This window comes from Streptomyces sp. NPDC031474 (assembly GCF_055581185.1).
On the sequence record NZ_JBVIJX010000006.1, the window covers coordinates 126,991 to 145,211 of the forward strand.

The following is an 18,221-nucleotide window of genomic DNA, read 5'->3' on the forward strand; positions in this document are numbered from 1 at the left end:
AGGCCTGGGAGGGGCCTGGGACGGTCGCGACGCTGGGGTTCGGTCAGCGGAGGCGGTCGCCGAGGCGGAGCGCGATCCGGTCGACGGTTCTCGTCATCCGGGCGGTGTCGAGGGGCCGTACCCAGATCAGGACGCGGTCGACCCCGACGGCCTCGTAGGCGTCGACATCGCGGAGTTCGCCGCCGAAGAGGGTGACGGGGAGGGGTTCGTCGCTCCCGGGCTTGCGGGCGGTCTTCTTGAACTCTGCGATCCGGTCGAGGACTCCGGGGCGGGCCATGGGGATCCACTCGTCGCCGTACGCGATGACGCGCTCGGTGACGCCGCGACCGTTGCCGGCGACGAGGACCGGCGGGTGGGGAGTCCGGACGGGCTTGGGCCAGGACGTGATGTCGGCGAAGTCGACGAACTCGCCGTGGTAGGAGGCGATGTCCTTGGTCCAGATCTCCCGCATGGCCTCGACGCGCTCCCCCATGACCTGCCAGCGGTCGTCGGGGTTGGTGCCGTGGTTGCGCAACTCCTGCTTGATCCAGCCCGGCCCCACCCCGAAGTTCATCCGGCCGCCGGAGAGCACGTCCACCGACGCGACCGCCTTGGCGGTGACGATGGGGTCGCGCTCCGGGACCAGCAGGATCGCGGTGCCGATCTGCAGCGTCGAGGTGGCCTGCGCGAGGGCGCCCAGGGCGACGAACGGGTCCATGCCGTTCCTGAACTCCGGCGCGAGGTTCGCGACGTCGTCCTTCTCGGGTGTGACGGCCGGGATGTGGGTGTGGTCGGGCACGAACAGGGACTCGAAGCCCCGGTCCTCCAGGAGGGCGCCGAGGTCACCGGGCGCGATGGCGTCCCGCGTGGGGAACATGACGAAGCCGAACTTCATGACGAGCCGTCCTCCTTCAGCCCGCGTGGGCCGACATGTCCGCGGAGGCCGCCGTGCCCGCCCGGGACGACGTGTACTCGGCAGCGAGCCGCTGCCGGCCGAGCTTGCCGCTGGGCAGCACCGGCAGCTTCTCGACGACGCTGATCTCTCCGGGATGCTTGTACGCGCCGATACGGCCGGACAGATGCTCCAGCAGCGCCGCCGGCTCGACCTGGCGTCCCGGCTCCGGTTCGACCAGCGCGACCGCGCGTTCGCCGGTGGTGGTGTCGGGTACGCCGAAGACGAGGGCGGCCGCGACATCGGGGTGCGCGGCGATCGCCTGCTCGATCTCCAGCGGCGAGATCGGATAGCCCTCGACCATGATCAGATCCTTCTTGCGGCCCACGAACAGCAGACAGCCGTCCTCCCGTCGCCGGACGACGTCGCCGCTGGCGAGCCACTCAGCACGGTCGAAACGGTCCACTCCGGTCCCGTTCCACGACCCGACGGGCCGGGACGGGGTGCGCAGCAGCAACTCACCCGTCTCCTCGCCCTCCTCGGCGTCGACCCGTATCTCCACACCGGGCAGCGGCCAGCCGATGGACGGCACGTCGACGGCGTCGATCCGCGGCTGTTCGATCACGGGCGCGGCGGTCTCCGTCATGCCGTAGACGCCCGTCAGGGAGGCCCCGAAGGTCTCCGCGAAGTCCAGGCTCAGCTCGATCGGGCACGCGTCCCCTCCGGCCACACACCTCGTCCCCGCCAGGCCGGGCGCCGGTTCGGCGGCGGCACGGGCCTCGGCGAGCAGCGCGCGGAAGGTGGTCGGCGCGCCGCCGATCCAGCCGAAGCGGTGGGTGCGCAGCATGCGCAGGATGACGTCTGGTGTGTTCGTCGCGGTCAGGGCCAGGGGACAGCCCCTGCGCAACGAGGTGAGCAGGACGAGGATGCCCCACGGGTTCATCAGGTTGATCATGTAGTACGTGGCGTCGGCGTGCCCGACGCCCTGGGCCTCCGTCAGGTCGAGGCCGGCTTCCAGGGTGGCCTGGGACAGCACGAGGCTCTTGGGCCGTCCGGTGGTGCCCGAGGTGTAGAAGATGGCGGCGAGTTCGTCCGGGCCGATGTCGTCGGCGGGGGAGGGGGCGTCCGCGAGGAGGCCGCTCCACGGCTCGGTCGTCGTGGTCCCGGCGGAGTCGAGGATCCACGCCCGCTCGACCGTCTCGCGCTTCTCGGTCACCTGGGCGCACGGCCCGTGGACCTCGGCCTCGCCGAGATAGAACCGGGGTGCGCTGTCCTCGATCAGCTGGTCCACCTCGCCCGCCGACAGTTTGTGGCTCACCGGCACGATCACCGCGCCGACCCGCAGACAGGCGTAGTAGACCGAGACCAGCTCGTACCGGTTGGAGAGGTGCACCGCGACCCGCTCACCCGTGCGCAGGCCGGCCTGCAGCAGCCCGGCGGCGACCTGGTCGGCGAGGCCGAGGACGGTCCCGTACGAAACGGCGTCGTCGAGGGTGACGAGCGCGGGGGCGTCCGGTTGCCGGAGCGCGACCTGCTGGAAGTCCGAGAAGATTGACATGAGTTCCTCCGGTGGATCGCCGAGTGGGCCCCTCGGGACGGGCGCTGCGGGTGCTCGGGCGATCCGGGTCGAGGTTCGTGGGGTGGTGCGTTCAGCTGGACGGGGTGGCCCGGTCGGAGCCGAGCAGGTCGGTGAGGGTGCGGGCGGTGTCGGTGACGTACTCGGTGAGCAGGCCGAAGTGGCTGCCCGGCGTGGTGGTGCGGGTCGCGAGCCCCTCCCACAGCCGGGCCCATGCGCCGTCAGGCGCGGAGGGCACCTGCCGGGCCGCCTGGACGAGGTGGACCGGCGCGTCGGGGACAACCGGTGTCCAGTGGTTGCCGAACAGGTCGAGGTATCGGCCCATGGCGGTGAGCCCGGTGTCGTCGCGGGACCAGAACTCGCCCTGTGCCTCGGCCCACTCCCGCAGGATGTCGGCCGCCGCCGCGGTGGTGAGGGAGCCCGGCGGCAGTGTGTCGATCAGGACGACGGCCTCGGGCCGGATTCCGCGGGCCGCCAGGCGGTGGGCCGTGGCGTGCGCGACGAGGCCTCCGGTGGAGAACCCGACCAGCGTGAACGGCTCGCCCCCGGCGCACCCCTCGACGGCGGTGGCCACGGCCTCGGCCACGGCCTCGGCGGTGTCGGGCAGCGGCGCTCCCTCCCGGTACCCGGGCAGCTGGACGGCCGCCACGTCGTACCGGGTCTCCAGGGCGACAGCCAGCCGCTGGTAGGTGAGGTTCGCCGCGGCGGGGATGAACGAGTCCACACAGATCAGCGCGGGTCGTCCGGCCCGGCGCAGCCAGGTCGCGGTGGGGGTGTGCTCGGGCAGCGGGGGGTGGGAGAACGCGGGCCGCAGGCGCGCGGCCGCCGCCAGCACGCCCACTCCCTCGCCGACCCGCCCCTGGGCGACCGCCTGGCGCAACAGTGTGCCGAGGGGGCCCTCCGGCCGTTCCCTGCGGTCGGCCTCCGGCGCCGTGGGGGTGGCGGGGTCACCAATGTCGGCCAGCCGTTCGCCCAGGTGGCCCGCGAGGGCGGCGGGGGTGGGGTGGTCGAAGACCGCGGTCGCCGGCAGGCTCAGCCCGGTCGCGGCGGCCAGCCTGTTGCTCATCTCCACGGACGTCACGGAGTCGAAGCCCAGGGACCTGAACCCGGTGTCGGCGGTGAGGGCCCCGGGGTCGGGGTGGCTGAGGACGGCACCGGCGTGATCGGTGACCAGCTCCAGCAGGAACCGCCGCCGTTCGGCCTCCGACAGCCGCGCGACTTGCCGGGCCACGCCGGGCGCCGCCGTCGGCCGGGACGCCGAGGGCGCGGTCAGGTCCGACAGCAGGGGTACGAGGCCCTGGGCCCGCAGCGCGTCCAGGTTCAGGCGCGCGGGGATCAGCGACGCGAGGTGGCTGTCGGCGCCGGTTCCGACGGCGGCGTCGAACCGGGCCAGCCCCTCCGCGGTGGGGATCGGCGCGAGCCCGGCGCCGAGGACCTGGTGGATGCCGTCCGCGCCGAGCCGCTCACCCATCGCGGAACGTTCCCCCCACATCCCCCAGGCCAGCGCGGTCGCCGGCAGCCCGCCCGCGCGGCGGTGGGCGGCGAGGGCGTCGAGGAAGGTGTTGGCGGCGGCGTAGTTTCCCTGACCGGCGAGCCCGAGGACGCCCACCGACGAGGAGTAGAGGACGAACGCTGCGAGGTCCAGATGCCGGGTGAGCCGGTGCAGATGCCATGCGGCGTCGGCCTTGGGCCGCAGCACGCCGTCCACCTGATCGGCGGTCAGCTCCCGCACGGGCCCGGGGTCCACGGTCCCGGCGGTGTGCACGACGGCGGTCAGCGGATGCTCGCCGGGGACGGTGTCGAGGAGTGCGGCCAGCGCGTCGGGGTCGGCGGTGTCGCAGGCGGCGACGGTGACCTCGGCACCGTGGGCGGCCAGTTCGGCCCGGAGTTCCACGGCGCCGGGGGCGTCCGTACCCCGGCGGCTCGCGAGCAGCAGACGCCGGGCCCGGTGTTCCGTGACCAGGTGCCGGGCGACGAGGGCGCCGAGGGTTCCGGTGCCGCCGGTGACGAGGACGGTGCCGTCCGGGTCGAGGGGGCGGGGAACCGTGAGGACGATCTTGCCGGTGTGGGCCGCGTCGCGCATGAGCCGCAGGGCCCGGGGAGCCTGGCGGATGTCCAGGGCGGTGACGGGCAGCGGGGCGAGGGCGCCGTCCCGGAACAGTTCGGCGAGGTGGGTGAGGGTGCCGGAGACATGGTCGGGGTGGATGACGAGTTCGTACGGCAGCCGGCGCTCGTCGGGGTGGTCCCAGGCGCCGTGCGCGGTCCTGCCCAGGTCGACGAGGCGACCGCCGGGGGCGAGCAACCGCAGGGAGACGTCGGTGAGTTCACCGCCGAGGCTGTGCAGGACGACGTCGACGCCACGGCCGTCGGTGGCGGCCCGGAACGTCCGCTCGAAGGCGGTGTCCCGTGAGGAGGCGATGCGGGAGTCGTCGAGGCCGAGGGCGCGCAGCGTGGCGTGCTTGCCGGGATGCGCGGTGGCGTAGACGTCCGCGCCGAGGTGCCGCGCGATCTGGACGGCGGCCATACCGACCCCTCCGGCGGCGGCGTGCACGAGCACCGTGTCGCCGGGGCCGAGACCGGCGACGTCGACCAGGCCCTGCCAGGCGGTGACGAAGGCTCCGGGCACGGTGGCGGCCTCGGCGAACGTCCAGCCCTCCGGGATCCGGACGAGCGTGCGGTGGTCGGTGACCGCGAGGGTGCCCATGGCCCCGCCCGGGACCAGACCCGTCACCCGGTCACCGGGACGGAGGTCGTCCACGCCCGAGCCGGACTCGACGATCACGCCCGAGATCTCGGTGCCGATCCGCCCGGGCCCGGGGTACATGCCCAGCGGGATGAGGAGGTCGCGGAAGTTGACCCCGGCCGCCCGTACGGCGACCCGGACCTGTCCGGCGGCGAGGGGCGCCTCGGACTCGGGGCAGGGTGCGAGCAGGAGGTCGTCGAGGCTGCCCGCGGGGTGTTCGCGGAGGGTGAGGTGCCAGGCCCGCTGCCCGGCGGGAGGTACGAGCGTGGCCGCGAGGTCGGTCTCGGCCAGGCGCGGCGTCTTCAACCCGCCGCGCCGCAGGGCGAGTTGGGGCTCACCGTCGGCGAGCGCGGTCGCCACCGCCGCCGGGACGCTCCGCCAGGACTCGTCGTGGCCGTCGATGTCGAGGAGGACGAAGCGGCCCGGGTGCTCGGTCTGCGTCGTACGCAGCAGTCCCCACGCCGGTGACTGGGCGAGGTTGGGGACGTCCTCCCCGGCCTCGGTGGCCACCGCGCCATGGGTGAGCACCACCAGAGTGCGCTCGCGGGTCCGCTCGTCGCCCAGCCACTGCTGGACGGATGCGAGGAGGTCCCGGGTGAAGCCATGGACGTCGTACGGGATGCCCGCGGCGGGGCCTCCGTCGTCGGGACGCTCGGCACACCCCGGGGGGGCGAGGACCGTCACCTCGTGGTCCGGTCCGGCCTCCAGGGCGTCGAGGGCCTCGCCGACGCTCCCGAAGACCCGCGAGTCCGCGTCGGCGAGCGCGAGAGCGCGCCACGGCCGGGGCGGGTTCCCCTCGGGGACGATCCAATGGACGCCCCGCTGCGGCACGTCGGAGGCGGGCATGTACGCGCGCCAGTCCAGGTGGTACGGCCGTGGTCGGCGGCGGCCGGTCGTGCCGGCGCCGACCGGCCTGAGCTCCAGCGAGTCCACGGTGGCGACGGGCCGTCCGGTGGCGTCGGCCAGCCGGAGCGAGTGGCGGCTGTGACCGGAGGGCGCCGAGGCGTCCGTCGTGGTCGACAGATGGCCGCGTACGGCGGTGACGCCACTGGTGTCGTGGAGGGTCAGGCCGCTGAGGGAGAAGAGCATCCTGGGCTGCCGCTCGTCCTCGGCGGAGGGCAGGGTCGCGACGAGGCTCGCCTGGAGGCCCGCGTCGAGCAGGGTCGGGTGGAGGGCGTGTCCGGCACGTGTCTCTGGGGAGTCCGCGGGCAGAGCGGCCTCCACGTACACGTCGTCGGCACGCCGCCATGCCGCCGTGATCCGCTGGAAGGCGGGCCCCAGGGTGACGTCCTGCTCGGCGAGGTGCTTGTGGAGCGCGTCGAGGTCGACGGGCTCCGCGTCGGCCGGTGGCCAGGCCCGAAGGTCGGGCCAGTCGGGGCGGGAGCCGTCGGCGGGGGCGAGGACGCCGGTGGCGTGGCGGGTCCACTCCGGCGCCCCGTCGTCGAGTCGGCCGCCGTCGAGGGGCTCGACACGGTCGGCGTGGCCGACCGGGAGGCGGAAGTGGAAGTCCACCGGGCGCCTGCCGTCGGCCGTGGGCGGTCCGACGCGCACCTGGATGTCGACGGCGGCACGGGCGGGCAGCGGCACGGGCGTGTGCAGGGAGAGTTCGTCGAGGCGGCCGTGTCCGAGCCCGCTCCCTGCGGACAGAACGATCTCGGCGGTCGTGGCACCGGCGATCGTCGCCGCGCCGCCCACCACATGGTCGCTCAGCCAGGGGTGGGCCTCGGTGGACAGGCTGCCGGTGAACACCCGGTCCCGCTGCCCGGCGACATCGAGCCCCGCCGTGAGGAACGGGTGCGTCAGCGGGGTCAGACCTCCGGCCCCGACCTGCTGCCGGGGTGGCGGGGTGCGCAGCCAGTAGGTCCGGCGCTGGAACGGATAGGTGGGCAGCTCCACACGCTCGGCAGGGGCAACATGGGGAAGCAGCCGAGGCCAGTCGAGTTCGGCTCCCCGGACGTGGAGTCGTGTCAGAGCGGCGCCGAGGACACGCACCTCGTCACGTCGCTTGCGCAGGGTGGGCGTCCACGCGATGTCGGGCGCCCCGGGACGGGAGTCCTCCGCGGGACCGGTCTGACTCTGGCCCAGCGCGGTCAGTACGGCGTCCGGTCCGATCTCCAGGAAGGTCGTGGCGCCCTGGTCCCGCAACCAGGCGACGGCGTCCGCGAAGCGCACGGAGCCCCTCGTGTGGCGAGCCCAGTAGTCGGGCGAGCAGGCCTCGTCCGAGGTCAGGGCGGTGCCGGTGAGGGTGGACACGACGGGGACGGACGGCGGCCGGAGGTCGAGTTCCTCGGCCACACGGACGAGTTCGTCGAGCACGGCGTCGACGTGCGGTGAGTGGAAGGCATGGCTGACGCGCAGCCGGCTGACGGAGCGGCCACGGTCGCGCCAGTGCTCGGCGACGCGGGTGACGGTGTCACGGTCGCCGGAGATCACGGTCGAGGACGGCGCGTTGACCGCGGCCACGGAGACCTGCCGCTCATGACCGGCCAGCGTGGCCAGGACCTCCTCCTCACCGGCTCCGATCGCGATCATCGCTCCCGTGTCGGGCAGCGACCGCATGAGGCGCCCGCGCGCGGCCACGAGCCGGGCCGCGTCCGTCAGGGACATGACCCCGGCGACATGAGCGGCGGCGATCTCACCGACGGAGTGACCGGCCACGAAGTCGGGGCGGGGCCCGAGATGTTCGACCGTCCGGTACAGCGCGACTTCGAGGGCGAACAGGGCGGCCTGGGTGAAGTCCGTACGGTCGAGCAGGGTGGCCTCTCCGACGGTCTCCGCCTCGGCGAACATCACCTCGCGCAGGGGGCGCGGCAGGTGTGGGTCGAGGTGGGCGCAGGCCTCGTCGAGCGCCTCGGCGAACACCAGGGAGTGCGCGTACAGTTCGCGGCCCATGCCCGCCCACTGGGAGCCCTGGCCGGAGAAGAGGAACGCGGACCGGCCGGTCACCGCGCGCATGCCTCGGGTGAGACCCGCCGCCGGCCGGTCGCCCGCCAGGGCGTCGAGCCCGGCGAGCAGGGCGGCGCGGTCCGGGGCGGTGACGACCGCTCGGTGGTCGAGGTGCGCCCGGGTGGTGGCCAGAGCGTGGCCCACGGCGCCGAGATCGGCGTCCGGGGTGTCCGAGGCGAGCCGGGAGAGCTGCGCGGCCTGGGCACGCAGCCCGCCCGGCGAGGCGGCGGACAGCGGCCACACGATCCCGGGCATGGCCATGGGGGGCGCCGAGGACGGAACCGGTTCTTCCGGCGCCTCGGCCGAAACCGGCTCGCGCCGCCCCTCGCCCTGAGCGGCGGCGGGAACCGACACACCGTGCGCCCTGCCCGGAGCCGCCGCCGCAGCCGCCTTGCCCGGAGCCGCCTTGCCCGGAGCCGCCGCAGCCGCCCCGCCCGGCGCCGTCGACTGATTCCGTGCCCGGCCCGCGGTCGCTTCCGTGGCCGACGCCCCCCGGACGTTCTCCCGCCCGGTGGCCTCCTCCAGCACGAGGTGGGCGTTCGTGCCGGAGATGCCGAACGAGGACACCCCGGCGCGCCCGGGCCGCCCGGAGTCCGGCCAGGGGCGATGGCCGGTCAGCAGCCGTACCGCTCCCCTGGACCAGTCGACCTTGGCGGACGGGACGTCGGCGTGGAGCGTCCTCGGCAGCTCGCCGTGGAGCAGGGCCATGACCGTCTTGATGACGCCGGCGACACCGGCCGCCGCCTGGGTGTGGCCGATGTTGGACTTCAGCGAGCCCAGCCACAGGGGCCGGTCGGCGGGCCGGTCCTTGCCGTACGTGTTGATGAGGGCGTTCGCCTCGATGGGGTCGCCGAGCGCGGTGCCGGTGCCGTGCGCCTCCACCGCATCGACGTCGGACGGGGTCACGCCCGCGTCGGCGAGGGCCTGCCGGATCACCTGTTCCTGGGCGGGGCCGCTCGGCGCGGTCAGGCCGTTGCTGGCGCCGTCCTGGTTGATCGCGCTGCCCCGGATCACGGCGAGCACCGGGTGGCCGTTCGCCCGGGCGTCGGACAGTCGCTCCAGGAGCAGCAGGCCCACGCCTTCGGCGAACCCGGTGCCGTCGGCGCCGTCGCCGAAGGCCTTGCAGCGCCCGTCCACGGCGAGTCCCTGCTGCCTGCCGAACTCGACGAACACCTCCGGGGTGGCCATGACCGTCGCGCCGCCGGCGAGGGCGAGCGTGCATTCCCCGGAGCGCAGGGACCGTACGGCGAGGTGCAGGGCGGTCAGGGACGAGGAGCAGGCGGTGTCCACGGTGACGGCCGGCCCGTTCAGGCCCAGCGTGTAGGCGATGCGGCCGGACGCGATGCTGGTCAGACCGCCCTGGAGGCGGTATCCCGCGACGCTCGGGGCCGGCTGGTCGACCGGGGGCAGATAGGCCTGGGCCGCGGTGCCGACGAAGACGCCGGTGCGGCTGTTGCGCAGTGCCGCCGGGACGATCCCGGCGCGTTCGACCGTCTCCCACGCGGTCTCCAGCAGCAGGCGTTGCTGCGGGTCCATCGCCAGCGCCTCGCGGTCGGAGATCCCGAAGAACCCGGCGTCGAAACCGGCCGCGTCCTCGACGAACCCGCCCTGCCAGGCGCGGCCGTCGTCCGGGTCGGTCATCCGGTCGAGGTCCCAGCCTCGGTCGGAGGGGAAGTCCCCGACCGCGTCCGTCCCGGTGGCCACCAGCCGCCACAGCTCCTCGGGCGACCGGACACCGCCGGGCAGCCGGCACGCCATGGCGACCACCGCGACGGGTTCCCGCGCCGCGGAGACCAGCTGAACGTTCCTCCGCTTCAGCTGTTCGTTCGCCAGCAGGCTGCGGCGCAGTGCCTCGGCAAGGTCGGGTTGGGGCACGGTCGACTCCGTCGTGTCGTTCACCGAGGACTTGGTGCGGGTGGGTCCGTTCTGCGGCCGGGGCGTCATTCGGCGTCCTCCGCGGAGAACGCCATCGCGACGAGTTCGTCGAGGCTCGCCGTCCTGATGTCCTCGATGCCGTCGTGGTCGCCGCCGGGGGCGGTCTCGATCCCCGCGATCTGGAGGAGGGTGCCGAGCAGCCCGAGTTCGCGCAGGCGCGCGAGCGGGATGGCGGCGATGGCCTCCTGGATCCGGGTGTCCTCCAGGGCCTGGGCCCCGGCGTCACCGGAGTCGGGGAAGAGTTCTCCGTCGAGGTGGCCGGCCAGCGAGACCGGGGTCGGATGGTCGTAGGTGAGGGTGGCGGGCAGTTGGAGCCCGGTGGCGGTGGTCAGCCGGTTGCGGAGCTCCAGTGCCGTCAGCGAGTCGAAGCCGGACTCCCTGAACGGCTGGTCGGGGGCGAGGGGGGTGGTCGCGTCGAGGCCGAGGACGGCGGCGGCGTGCGTGCCGATGAGGGACTGCAGACGGCGCAGCCTGGCGTCGGGCCCGAGACCGGCGAGGTCGGCCCGCAGATCGGGGGCCGGCGCGGACACGGTGGCCGCCCGGCGGGTGCCGACCGCTGCGGTCAGCCGCTCCAGCAGGGGGTGCAGCGTGCCGTAGGTGCTGTTGGTGCGCAGCGTCTGCGGGTTGAGGGGGGTGGCGGTGACCGCCGCGTACGGCAGTTCCAGGGCGGCGTCGAGCAGGGCGTGGCCGTACTCGGCGGTGATGGGCGCGAGACCGGTCCGCGCGATGCGGGTGTTGTCGGCGTCGGTGAGGGCGCCGGTGAGACCGGTGACCGGCTGCCACCAGCCCCAGGCGACCGAGGTGGCGGCCAGGCCCTGGCGGCGGCGGTGGCGGGCGAGGGCGTCGAGGAAGGTGTTGGCGGCTGCGTAGTTGCCCTGGCCCGGGTTGCCGAGGGTGCCGGCGGTCGAGGAGTACAGGACGAAGGCGGCCAGGTCGAGATGGCGGGTCCGCTCGTGCAGATGCCAGGCGGCGTCGACCTTCGGGGCGAACACCCGGCGCAGGTCGTCGGGGGTCAGGTTGGGCACGGTGCCGTCCGCGAGGACGCCCGCCGTGTGGAACACCCCGGTGAGCGGATGTTCGGACGGTATCGAGTCGAGGAGGCCTTGCAGCGCGTCCGGGTCGGCGGCGTCACAGGCGGCGATCCTGACCTGTGCGCCGAGTCCGGTCAGTTCGGCGCTGAGCCGGTCGGCTCCGGCCGCTTCCGGTCCGCTCCTGCTGACCAGCAGCAGTTGGCGGGCACCGTGCGCCGTGACGAGGTGCCGGGCGAGCAGTCCGCCGAGGGTGCCGGTGCCGCCGGTGATCAGGACGGTGCCGTCGGGGTCCAGGGGGCGGGGCAGGGTGAGCACGATCTTGCCGGTGTGGCGGGCGTCCCGCATCAGCCGGAAGGCGTCGGCGGCCTGCCCGATCCCGTAGGCCGTGACCGGCAGCGGCGTCAGCGCTCCGTCGTCGAACAGGCGGCGCAGCTCGGCGAGGATCTCCTCGGTGCGTTCGGGGCTCGCGCTGTCGCGCCGGTCGAAGGCCCGGTAGGCGAGGTGCGGGTGGGTGGCGGCCAGCTGCCCGGCATCCCGGATGTCGGTCTTGCCCAGCTCGATGAACCGGCCCCCGGCGGCCACGAGGTCCAGTGACGCGTCGGTGAACGGGCCCGCCAGGGCGTTGAGCACGACGTCCACGCCGCGCCCGCCGGTGACCTCCCGGAAGCGTTCGGCGAAGTCGAGCGTGCGCGAGTTGGCGATGTGCTCCTCGGCGCAGCCGAGGCCGCGCAGGGTGTCCCACTTGTCGGGGTGGGCGGTGGCGAGGGGCACCGCGCCCAGATGGCGGGCGAGTTGGGTGGCTGCCTGGCCGACGCCACCGGCGGCTGCGTGGATCAGGACCGTCTCGCCGGGCCGGATCCCGGCGAGGTCCACGAGGGCGTGATAGGCGGTGACGAAGGCCACGGGCACACTGGCGGCCTCGGCGAAGGACCAGTCGTCGGCGATCCGGGTCACCATGCGGCGGTCGGCCACGACGACCGGGCCGAAGGCCTTCTCCGTCAGGACGGCGACCCGGTCCCCCACGGCGAGGTCCACGCCCGGCCCGGCCTCGGTGACGACACCGGCGGCCTCGGCCCCGGAGTCGTGCTGGACGGCGATGAGACCGAGGGCGGCGGCGGTGTCGTAGAAGTTGACGCCGGCGGCCCGTACGTCGACCCGGACCTGGCCGGGCCGCAGCGGGGCGTCGGCCTCGGGGGCCGGGAGCAGGGCGAGGTCGTCGAGCCCGCCGCCGCCGGTGGTGTCCAGCCGCCACAGGGGCGTGTCGGCGGGCGGTGTGAGCAGCTCGGCCGTGGCGGTCCGCGCCAGATGGGGGATGTACGCCTGTCCGCCCCGGACGGCCGACTGCGGGTGACCGGCGGCCAGCACGGCCGAGAGCGCGGCCGGGGTGTCGGGGTGGTGGTCGGCGTCGATCAGGACGATCCGGCCGGGGTTCTCGTTCTGGGCGCTGTGCAGCAGGCCCCACGCCGGGCCGTGTACCAGGCTCGGCAGGTCGTGGGGTCCGGTGGCGACGGCGCCCCGGGTGACGACCGCCAGCACGGTCCGGGTGAGCTTGTCGTGGGCGAGCCAGCCCTGGAGGAGGTCCAGGATCTCCTGGCACCGGGCGCGCACGGCGTCGGGCAGGTCCGTCATGTCGGCCGGGTCAGGTGCGGGCAGCGCCCAGACGACGGTCTCGGGCGGTGCGGCCCCCGCGTCGACGGCCGCGGTCAGCGCGGACAGATCGGCGTAGCGGGGCAAGTCGCCGAAGACGGCGGCCGGTTCGGGGTCCGGGTCGAGCAGCGCCCACGTACCGGTGTCGCCGGGGCCGGCAGGGTCGGTGGGCGAAGCGGTCCAGTCCAGGCGCAGCAGATCGTGCTCGGGACCGGTGCGCAGCAGGCGGCGCAGATGGTCACCGGCGGTGGCCCGCAGGGTGAGCGCCTGGACGGTCAGGACGGGGGCGCCCGTGTCGTCGGTGGCGGTCACGGCGACGGTGTCGGGCTTGACGAGGCGCAGATGGACGCGCAGCCGTGTGGTGGCGGTCCCGGTGTGGGTGATGCCGCTGAAGGTGAAGGGCAGCCTCGGCCCGGTCCGTCCGTCGGCCGGGTCGGCCGCGGTGTCGGGTACGGCGATGGGGTGCAGCGCGGCGTCGAGCAGCGCCGGGTGCAGGGCGTGGCCGGTGGCCGCGAGGCCCTCGGGCAGGTGGACCTCGGCGTAGAAGTGCTCGCCCTGGCGCCAGGCGGTGCGCAGGCCGCCGAAGGCCGGGCCGTAGTCGTAGCCGGCCGCGGCGAGACCGGCGCGCAGGGCGGCGAGGTCGATCGGGTCGGCGTCGGCGGGCGGCCAGGAGGAGGGGCCGGCCTCGGGGGGCGGCCCGGACGGCTCCTCGCTCAGCCGGGCTGTGGCGTGCAGGGTCCAGGGGGGCGGAGCGGTGTCGTCCGTGCCCTGGGTGCGGGCGTGCAGGGTCAGCGGCCGGTGGCCGTGCTCGTCGGCCGGCCCGATCCGCAGCTGCAGGTCCAGGGCGTCCTGCTCGGTCAGCACCATCGGGGCGTGGAGGGCGAGTTCGGCGATGTGGGGGCTGCCCGCGAGACGGGCCGCGTGCAGGGTCATGTCGACGTAGCCGGTGCCGGGGACGAGGACGACTCCGGTGGCCGCGTGGTCCGCGAGCCAGGGCTGGGTGTCCAGGCCGACCCGGCCGGTCAGCAGCAGCCCCTCGCCGTCGGGGAGGTCGATCACCGCGCCCAGCAGCGGGTGCTCGGAGGTGCGCTGACCCGCCGTCGCCACGTCCGCGGTCGGCGCGGCGGTGAGCCAGTGGCGGCGGTGCTCGAAGGGATACGTGGGCAGATCGACATGACCGGCCGTCGAGTGCCCGGCGTTCTGGTCCAGGGTGTGGCCGTGCGCGTGCAGACGTGCCCTGGCGGCGGTGAGGGCGCCGGTCTGGGGCTTGGCACGGTGCAGGGTGCCGGTGACGAGCGCGGTGGTGTCGAGGCTCTCCTCGATCGGCGGCACGAGGACCGGGTGCGGGCTGCACTCCAGGAAGGTGCGGTGGCCCTGCCCGGCCAGCGACCGGAGGGTGTCGGTGAGGCGGACGGTGTTGCGGAGGTTGGCGTACCAGTACGCCGCGTCCAGCGAGCCGCCGTCGAGCGGGCCGTCCTGGAGGTGGCCGTCGACCGTGCTGTGGAAGGCGACGGTGGTGGGCCGGGGGGTGATGTCGGCGAGCCGTTCGAGGAGGCCGTCGCGGAGGGGGTCGATGTGCCGGGAGTGGCTGGCGTAGTCGACGTCGATGCGCCGGGCCCGTATGCCCTCGGCGTCGCAGTGGCGCAACAGCTCGATCACGGCGTCGGTGTCGCCGGCGACGACGGTGGAGACGGGGCTGTTCACGGCGGCGACACCGATCCGGCCGCCGTAGTACGAGGCGAGGAGTTCCCCGGCCCGGTCGGCGGGAAGACCGACGGTGGCCATGGCGCCGGTGCCGGACAGCTCCACCAGGGCCTGGGCACGCAGGGCGACCAGCCGGGCCGCGTCGGGCAGGGTGAGGGCGCCGGCGATGTGGGCGGCGGCGATCTCGCCCTGGGAGTGCCCCACGACGGCGTCCGGGACGACACCGAAGGACTGCCACAGGCGGGCGAGCGAGGTCATCACCGCGAACAGGGCGGGCTGGACGACGTCGACCCGGTCCAGGGCGGGCGCGCCCGGCGCGCCGCGCAGCACGTCCACGACCGACCACCCTGTGTACGGCCGCAGCGCCTCGTCGGCGCGGTCGAGGGCCTGACGGTGGACCGGGTACGCGTCGTACAGCTCCATGCCCATTCCGGGCCACTGCGAGCCCTGGCCCGGGAAGACGAACACGACCTTCCCGGGGCCCGAGGCGGGCACCGCGCCCTGCACCAGGCCGGGGTGGTCGCGCTGGTCGCCCAACGCGCCCAGCGCTTCGAGGAGTTCGTCGCGGGAGCGTCCCCAGGCGACGGCCCGGTGGGCGAACCGGCTGCGGGTGGTGGCCAGCGCGTGCGCCACGTCCACGGGGCCGAGGTCGGGCCGGTCGACGAGATGGCGGCGCAGTCGGGCGGCCTGGGCGCGCAGCGCCGTCCCGGTCTTCGCCGAGACGGTCCACATCACCTCGGTGGACGGGTCGGCGCGGCGCCCGGAAGCGAGGTCGGCGAGGTCCGCGGGGGCGGGTGCCTGTTCCAGGATCAGATGGCTGTTGGTGCCCGAGACCCCGAAGGAGGACACGGCGGCGCGCCGGGGGCGGTTGTCGGCGTCCGGCCAGTCCTGCTGTTCGGTGAGCAGCCGGACGGCGCCGGAGGACCAGTTGATGTGCGGGGAGGGCGCGTCGATGTGGATGCTGCGGGGCAGCCGGCCGTGCCGGAGGGCCATCACCAGCTTGATCAGGCCCGCCACGCCCGCGGCGGCTTGCGTGTGGCCGATGTTGGACTTCACCGACCCCAGCAGCACCGGTCGTTCCTCGGGCCGCTCGCGTCCGTAGGCGGCCAGCAGCGCGTGGGCCTCGATGGGGTCGCCGAGGCGGGTTCCGGTGCCGTGGGCCTCGATCACGTCGATGTCCTGCGGTGTCAGCCCGGCGTTGGCCAGGGCGTGCCGGATGACCCGCTGCTGTGCGGAACCGCTGGGCGCGGACAGGCCGTTGGAGGCGCCGTCCTGGTTGACCGCGCTGCCCCGGATCACCGCCAGGACGGGGTGGCCGTTGGCCGTTGCGTCCGACAGGCGTTCCAGCACCACCATGCCGACGCCTTCGGCGAGGCCGATGCCGTCCGCGGAGGCGGAGAAGGCCTTGCAGCGGCCGTCGGGGGAGAGGACCCGCTGCCGGGAGAACTCGACGAGCACACCGGGGCCGGACATCACGGTCACTCCGCCGGCCAGCGCCAGTTCGCAGTCGTCGTCGCGGAGCGCCTGGCAGGCCTGGTGGATCGCCACGAGGGAGGAGGAGCAGGCGGTGTCGAGGGTGATCGCCGGCCCTTCGAGCCCCAGGGTGTACGCGACCCGGCCCGAGGCGACAGAGAGCGCGGTGCCCATGAAGGCATGGCCGGCCACGTCGTCGGAGGCCTGGTGGAGGCGGGGGCCGTACTCCTGGGAGATCACCCCGGCGAAGACCCCGGTGCTCGTGCCGCGCAGGGTGTCGGGGTCGATACCGGCGTGCTCGATCGCCTCCCACGACACTTCGAGCAGCAGCCGCTGCTGCGGTTCCATCGCGGTCGCCTCACGAGGCGAGAGCCCGAAGAAGCCCGCGTCGAAGTCCGCGGCGTCGTACAGGAAGCCGCCGTTGCGGGAGGAGATCTTCCCCAGTTCCCCGGGCGTGGGGTCGTACAGGCCGTCCGTGTCCCAGCCTCGGTCGGCGGGGTGCTCACCGATCGCGTCCCGCCCGGCCGCCACCAGGTCCCACAGGGATTCCGCGTCGGTCACCCCGCCCGGGTAGCGGCACCCGATGCCGACGATCGCGATCGGCTCGTCCGACGGGCCGCGGCGGGTGCGCGCGTCGGCCCCTGCGGCCGCAGGGTCCTCGGTCGCGAGGCCGAGTTCGTGCCGCAGGTGCTCGGCGAGCGCCGCCGGTGTGGGGTGGTCGAAGACGAGGGTGGTCGGCAGGTCGAGGCCGGTGGCCGCCGCGAGGGCGGCGATCAGCTCGACCACGCCGAGCGAGGTGAATCCGATCTCCAGGAAGGTCTGGGTGCCCGCGGCGAACCCGTGCCCCAGCACCCTGCCGGTCTCCGTGGCGATCAGGTCGACGAGTGTCTCGCGCTGTCTGTCCGGCGAGGCGTCCCGGAGGGCGGTGGTGTCGAGCAGACCGGCGGGCTCGGTGCCCGGAGTCTGCCGCTGCCGGCCCGCGTCCGCCTCCGCCGGCTCCGCATCCGTGTGCGTCACCGTCACCCGAGGCCGGCTGACGAGCCGTCCGTACGCCGTCTCCCAGTTGACCGGCACCCCGTTGACGAACGCGTGGGTGAGCGCCTGCAGGAAGCTTTCCCTGTCGCTCTTGCGGTGGTCCAGTGTGGGGACGACCGCGCCGGTGACGCCCGCTGCCCGGAGGGTCTCGCCGATGACCGTGGTGAGCGTGGGATGGGCGCTCACCTCGATGAAGAGCCGGTGGCCGTCGTCGATGAGCGCGCGTACGGCCTGCTCGAACAGGACGGTGCCGCGCATCGACCGGTACCAGTAGTCGCCGGTCAGGCCCGTGTCGTCGAGCCGCGTACCCGTGGCGGTGGAGTAGAACGAGGCACGCGAAGGGCCGGACGGCGCGTACGGCGCCTCCTCGGCCATCAGCTCCCGCAACCCGTCGACCTGGGGCGAGTGGCCGGCGACGTCGATGCCGGGCACCTTCCAGGCCCAGATCCCCTGCTCGGTGAGCTCCGCGAGGAGTTCCTCCACGGCGTCGATGTCACCGCTGACCGTCACGTTCCGGGCGCTGTTGACGGCCGCGACACCGAGCCGGCCGCTCCACCGGTCGATCAGCGGGCCGATCCTGTCGACGGGCGCGGCGATCGACGCCATGGCGCCCCGGCCCTCGATACGGGTCAGGGCCGTGCCATACAGCACGAGCAGCCGGGCGGCGTCCTCGGTGTCCAGCGCTCCGCAGGCCTGGGCGGCGGCGATCTCGCCGACGGAGTGTCCGACGACCGCCGCCTCCTTGAGCCCGTGGGCGCGCCAGGAGTCCGCGAGGGCGCAGGACAGGGCGAACTGGACCGGCTGGATGGTGCCGAGCCGGGTGAGTTCCTCTCCGGCGGTGAGCGCGGCGGCCGGGTCCCAGCCGTCCAGACGGGCGGACAGCGCCCTTCCGTAGTTCTCGACACGGTCCCTGAACTCGGGTGAGGAGGCGAGCAGCTCCGTCGCCATGCCGGGTCGGACGGAGCCCTGGCCGGGGAAGACGAGGACCGGTCGCCGGGCCGTGCCGGCGGTTCCGGTGAGGACGCCCCGGGCGGGGCGGCCCTGGGCCAGAGCGGTGAGTCCGCGCAGGGTTCCGTCCCGGTCCGTCGCGAGGACCGCGCCGCGGTGGTCGGCGTGAGCCGTCGTCAGCAGACGGTGTCCCAGGGCCGGCAGCGCCTCGTCCGGTATCGCCTCGACCTTCTCGCGGAGCCGGTCGGCCTCGGCCGCGAGCGCTTGAGGGGAATCCGCCGAGACGACCAGGGGTGGGTTCTGCGGTTCCAT

4 protein-coding genes are annotated in these 18,221 nt (G+C 74.4%); all 4 read right to left on the bottom strand.

Annotation, left to right across the window (positions count from 1 at the left end):
- Window positions 1–43 precede the first annotated feature (43 nt).
- Window positions 44–874, bottom strand: coding sequence for an LLM class F420-dependent oxidoreductase (locus tag ACZ5SK_RS13730; protein ID WP_334578145.1), 831 nt, complete (start codon window positions 872–874; stop codon window positions 44–46).
- Window positions 875–890: 16 nt separating this feature from the next.
- Window positions 891–2,429, bottom strand: a complete 1,539-nt coding sequence (locus ACZ5SK_RS13735; RefSeq protein WP_334578146.1) for a class I adenylate-forming enzyme family protein — start codon at window positions 2,427–2,429, stop codon at window positions 891–893.
- 91 nt (window positions 2,430–2,520) lie between these two features.
- The gene (locus ACZ5SK_RS13740) at window positions 2,521–10,080 is read right to left on the bottom strand and encodes an SDR family NAD(P)-dependent oxidoreductase (RefSeq protein WP_468158777.1); all 7,560 of its coding nucleotides are present in this window, start codon (window positions 10,078–10,080) and stop codon (window positions 2,521–2,523) included.
- A complete protein-coding gene (locus tag ACZ5SK_RS13745; protein ID WP_468576018.1) occupies window positions 10,077–18,221 on the bottom strand; it encodes an SDR family NAD(P)-dependent oxidoreductase in 8,145 nt (2,714 codons plus the stop codon). Before ACZ5SK_RS13745 ends, ACZ5SK_RS13740 begins: the two co-directional genes overlap by 4 nt.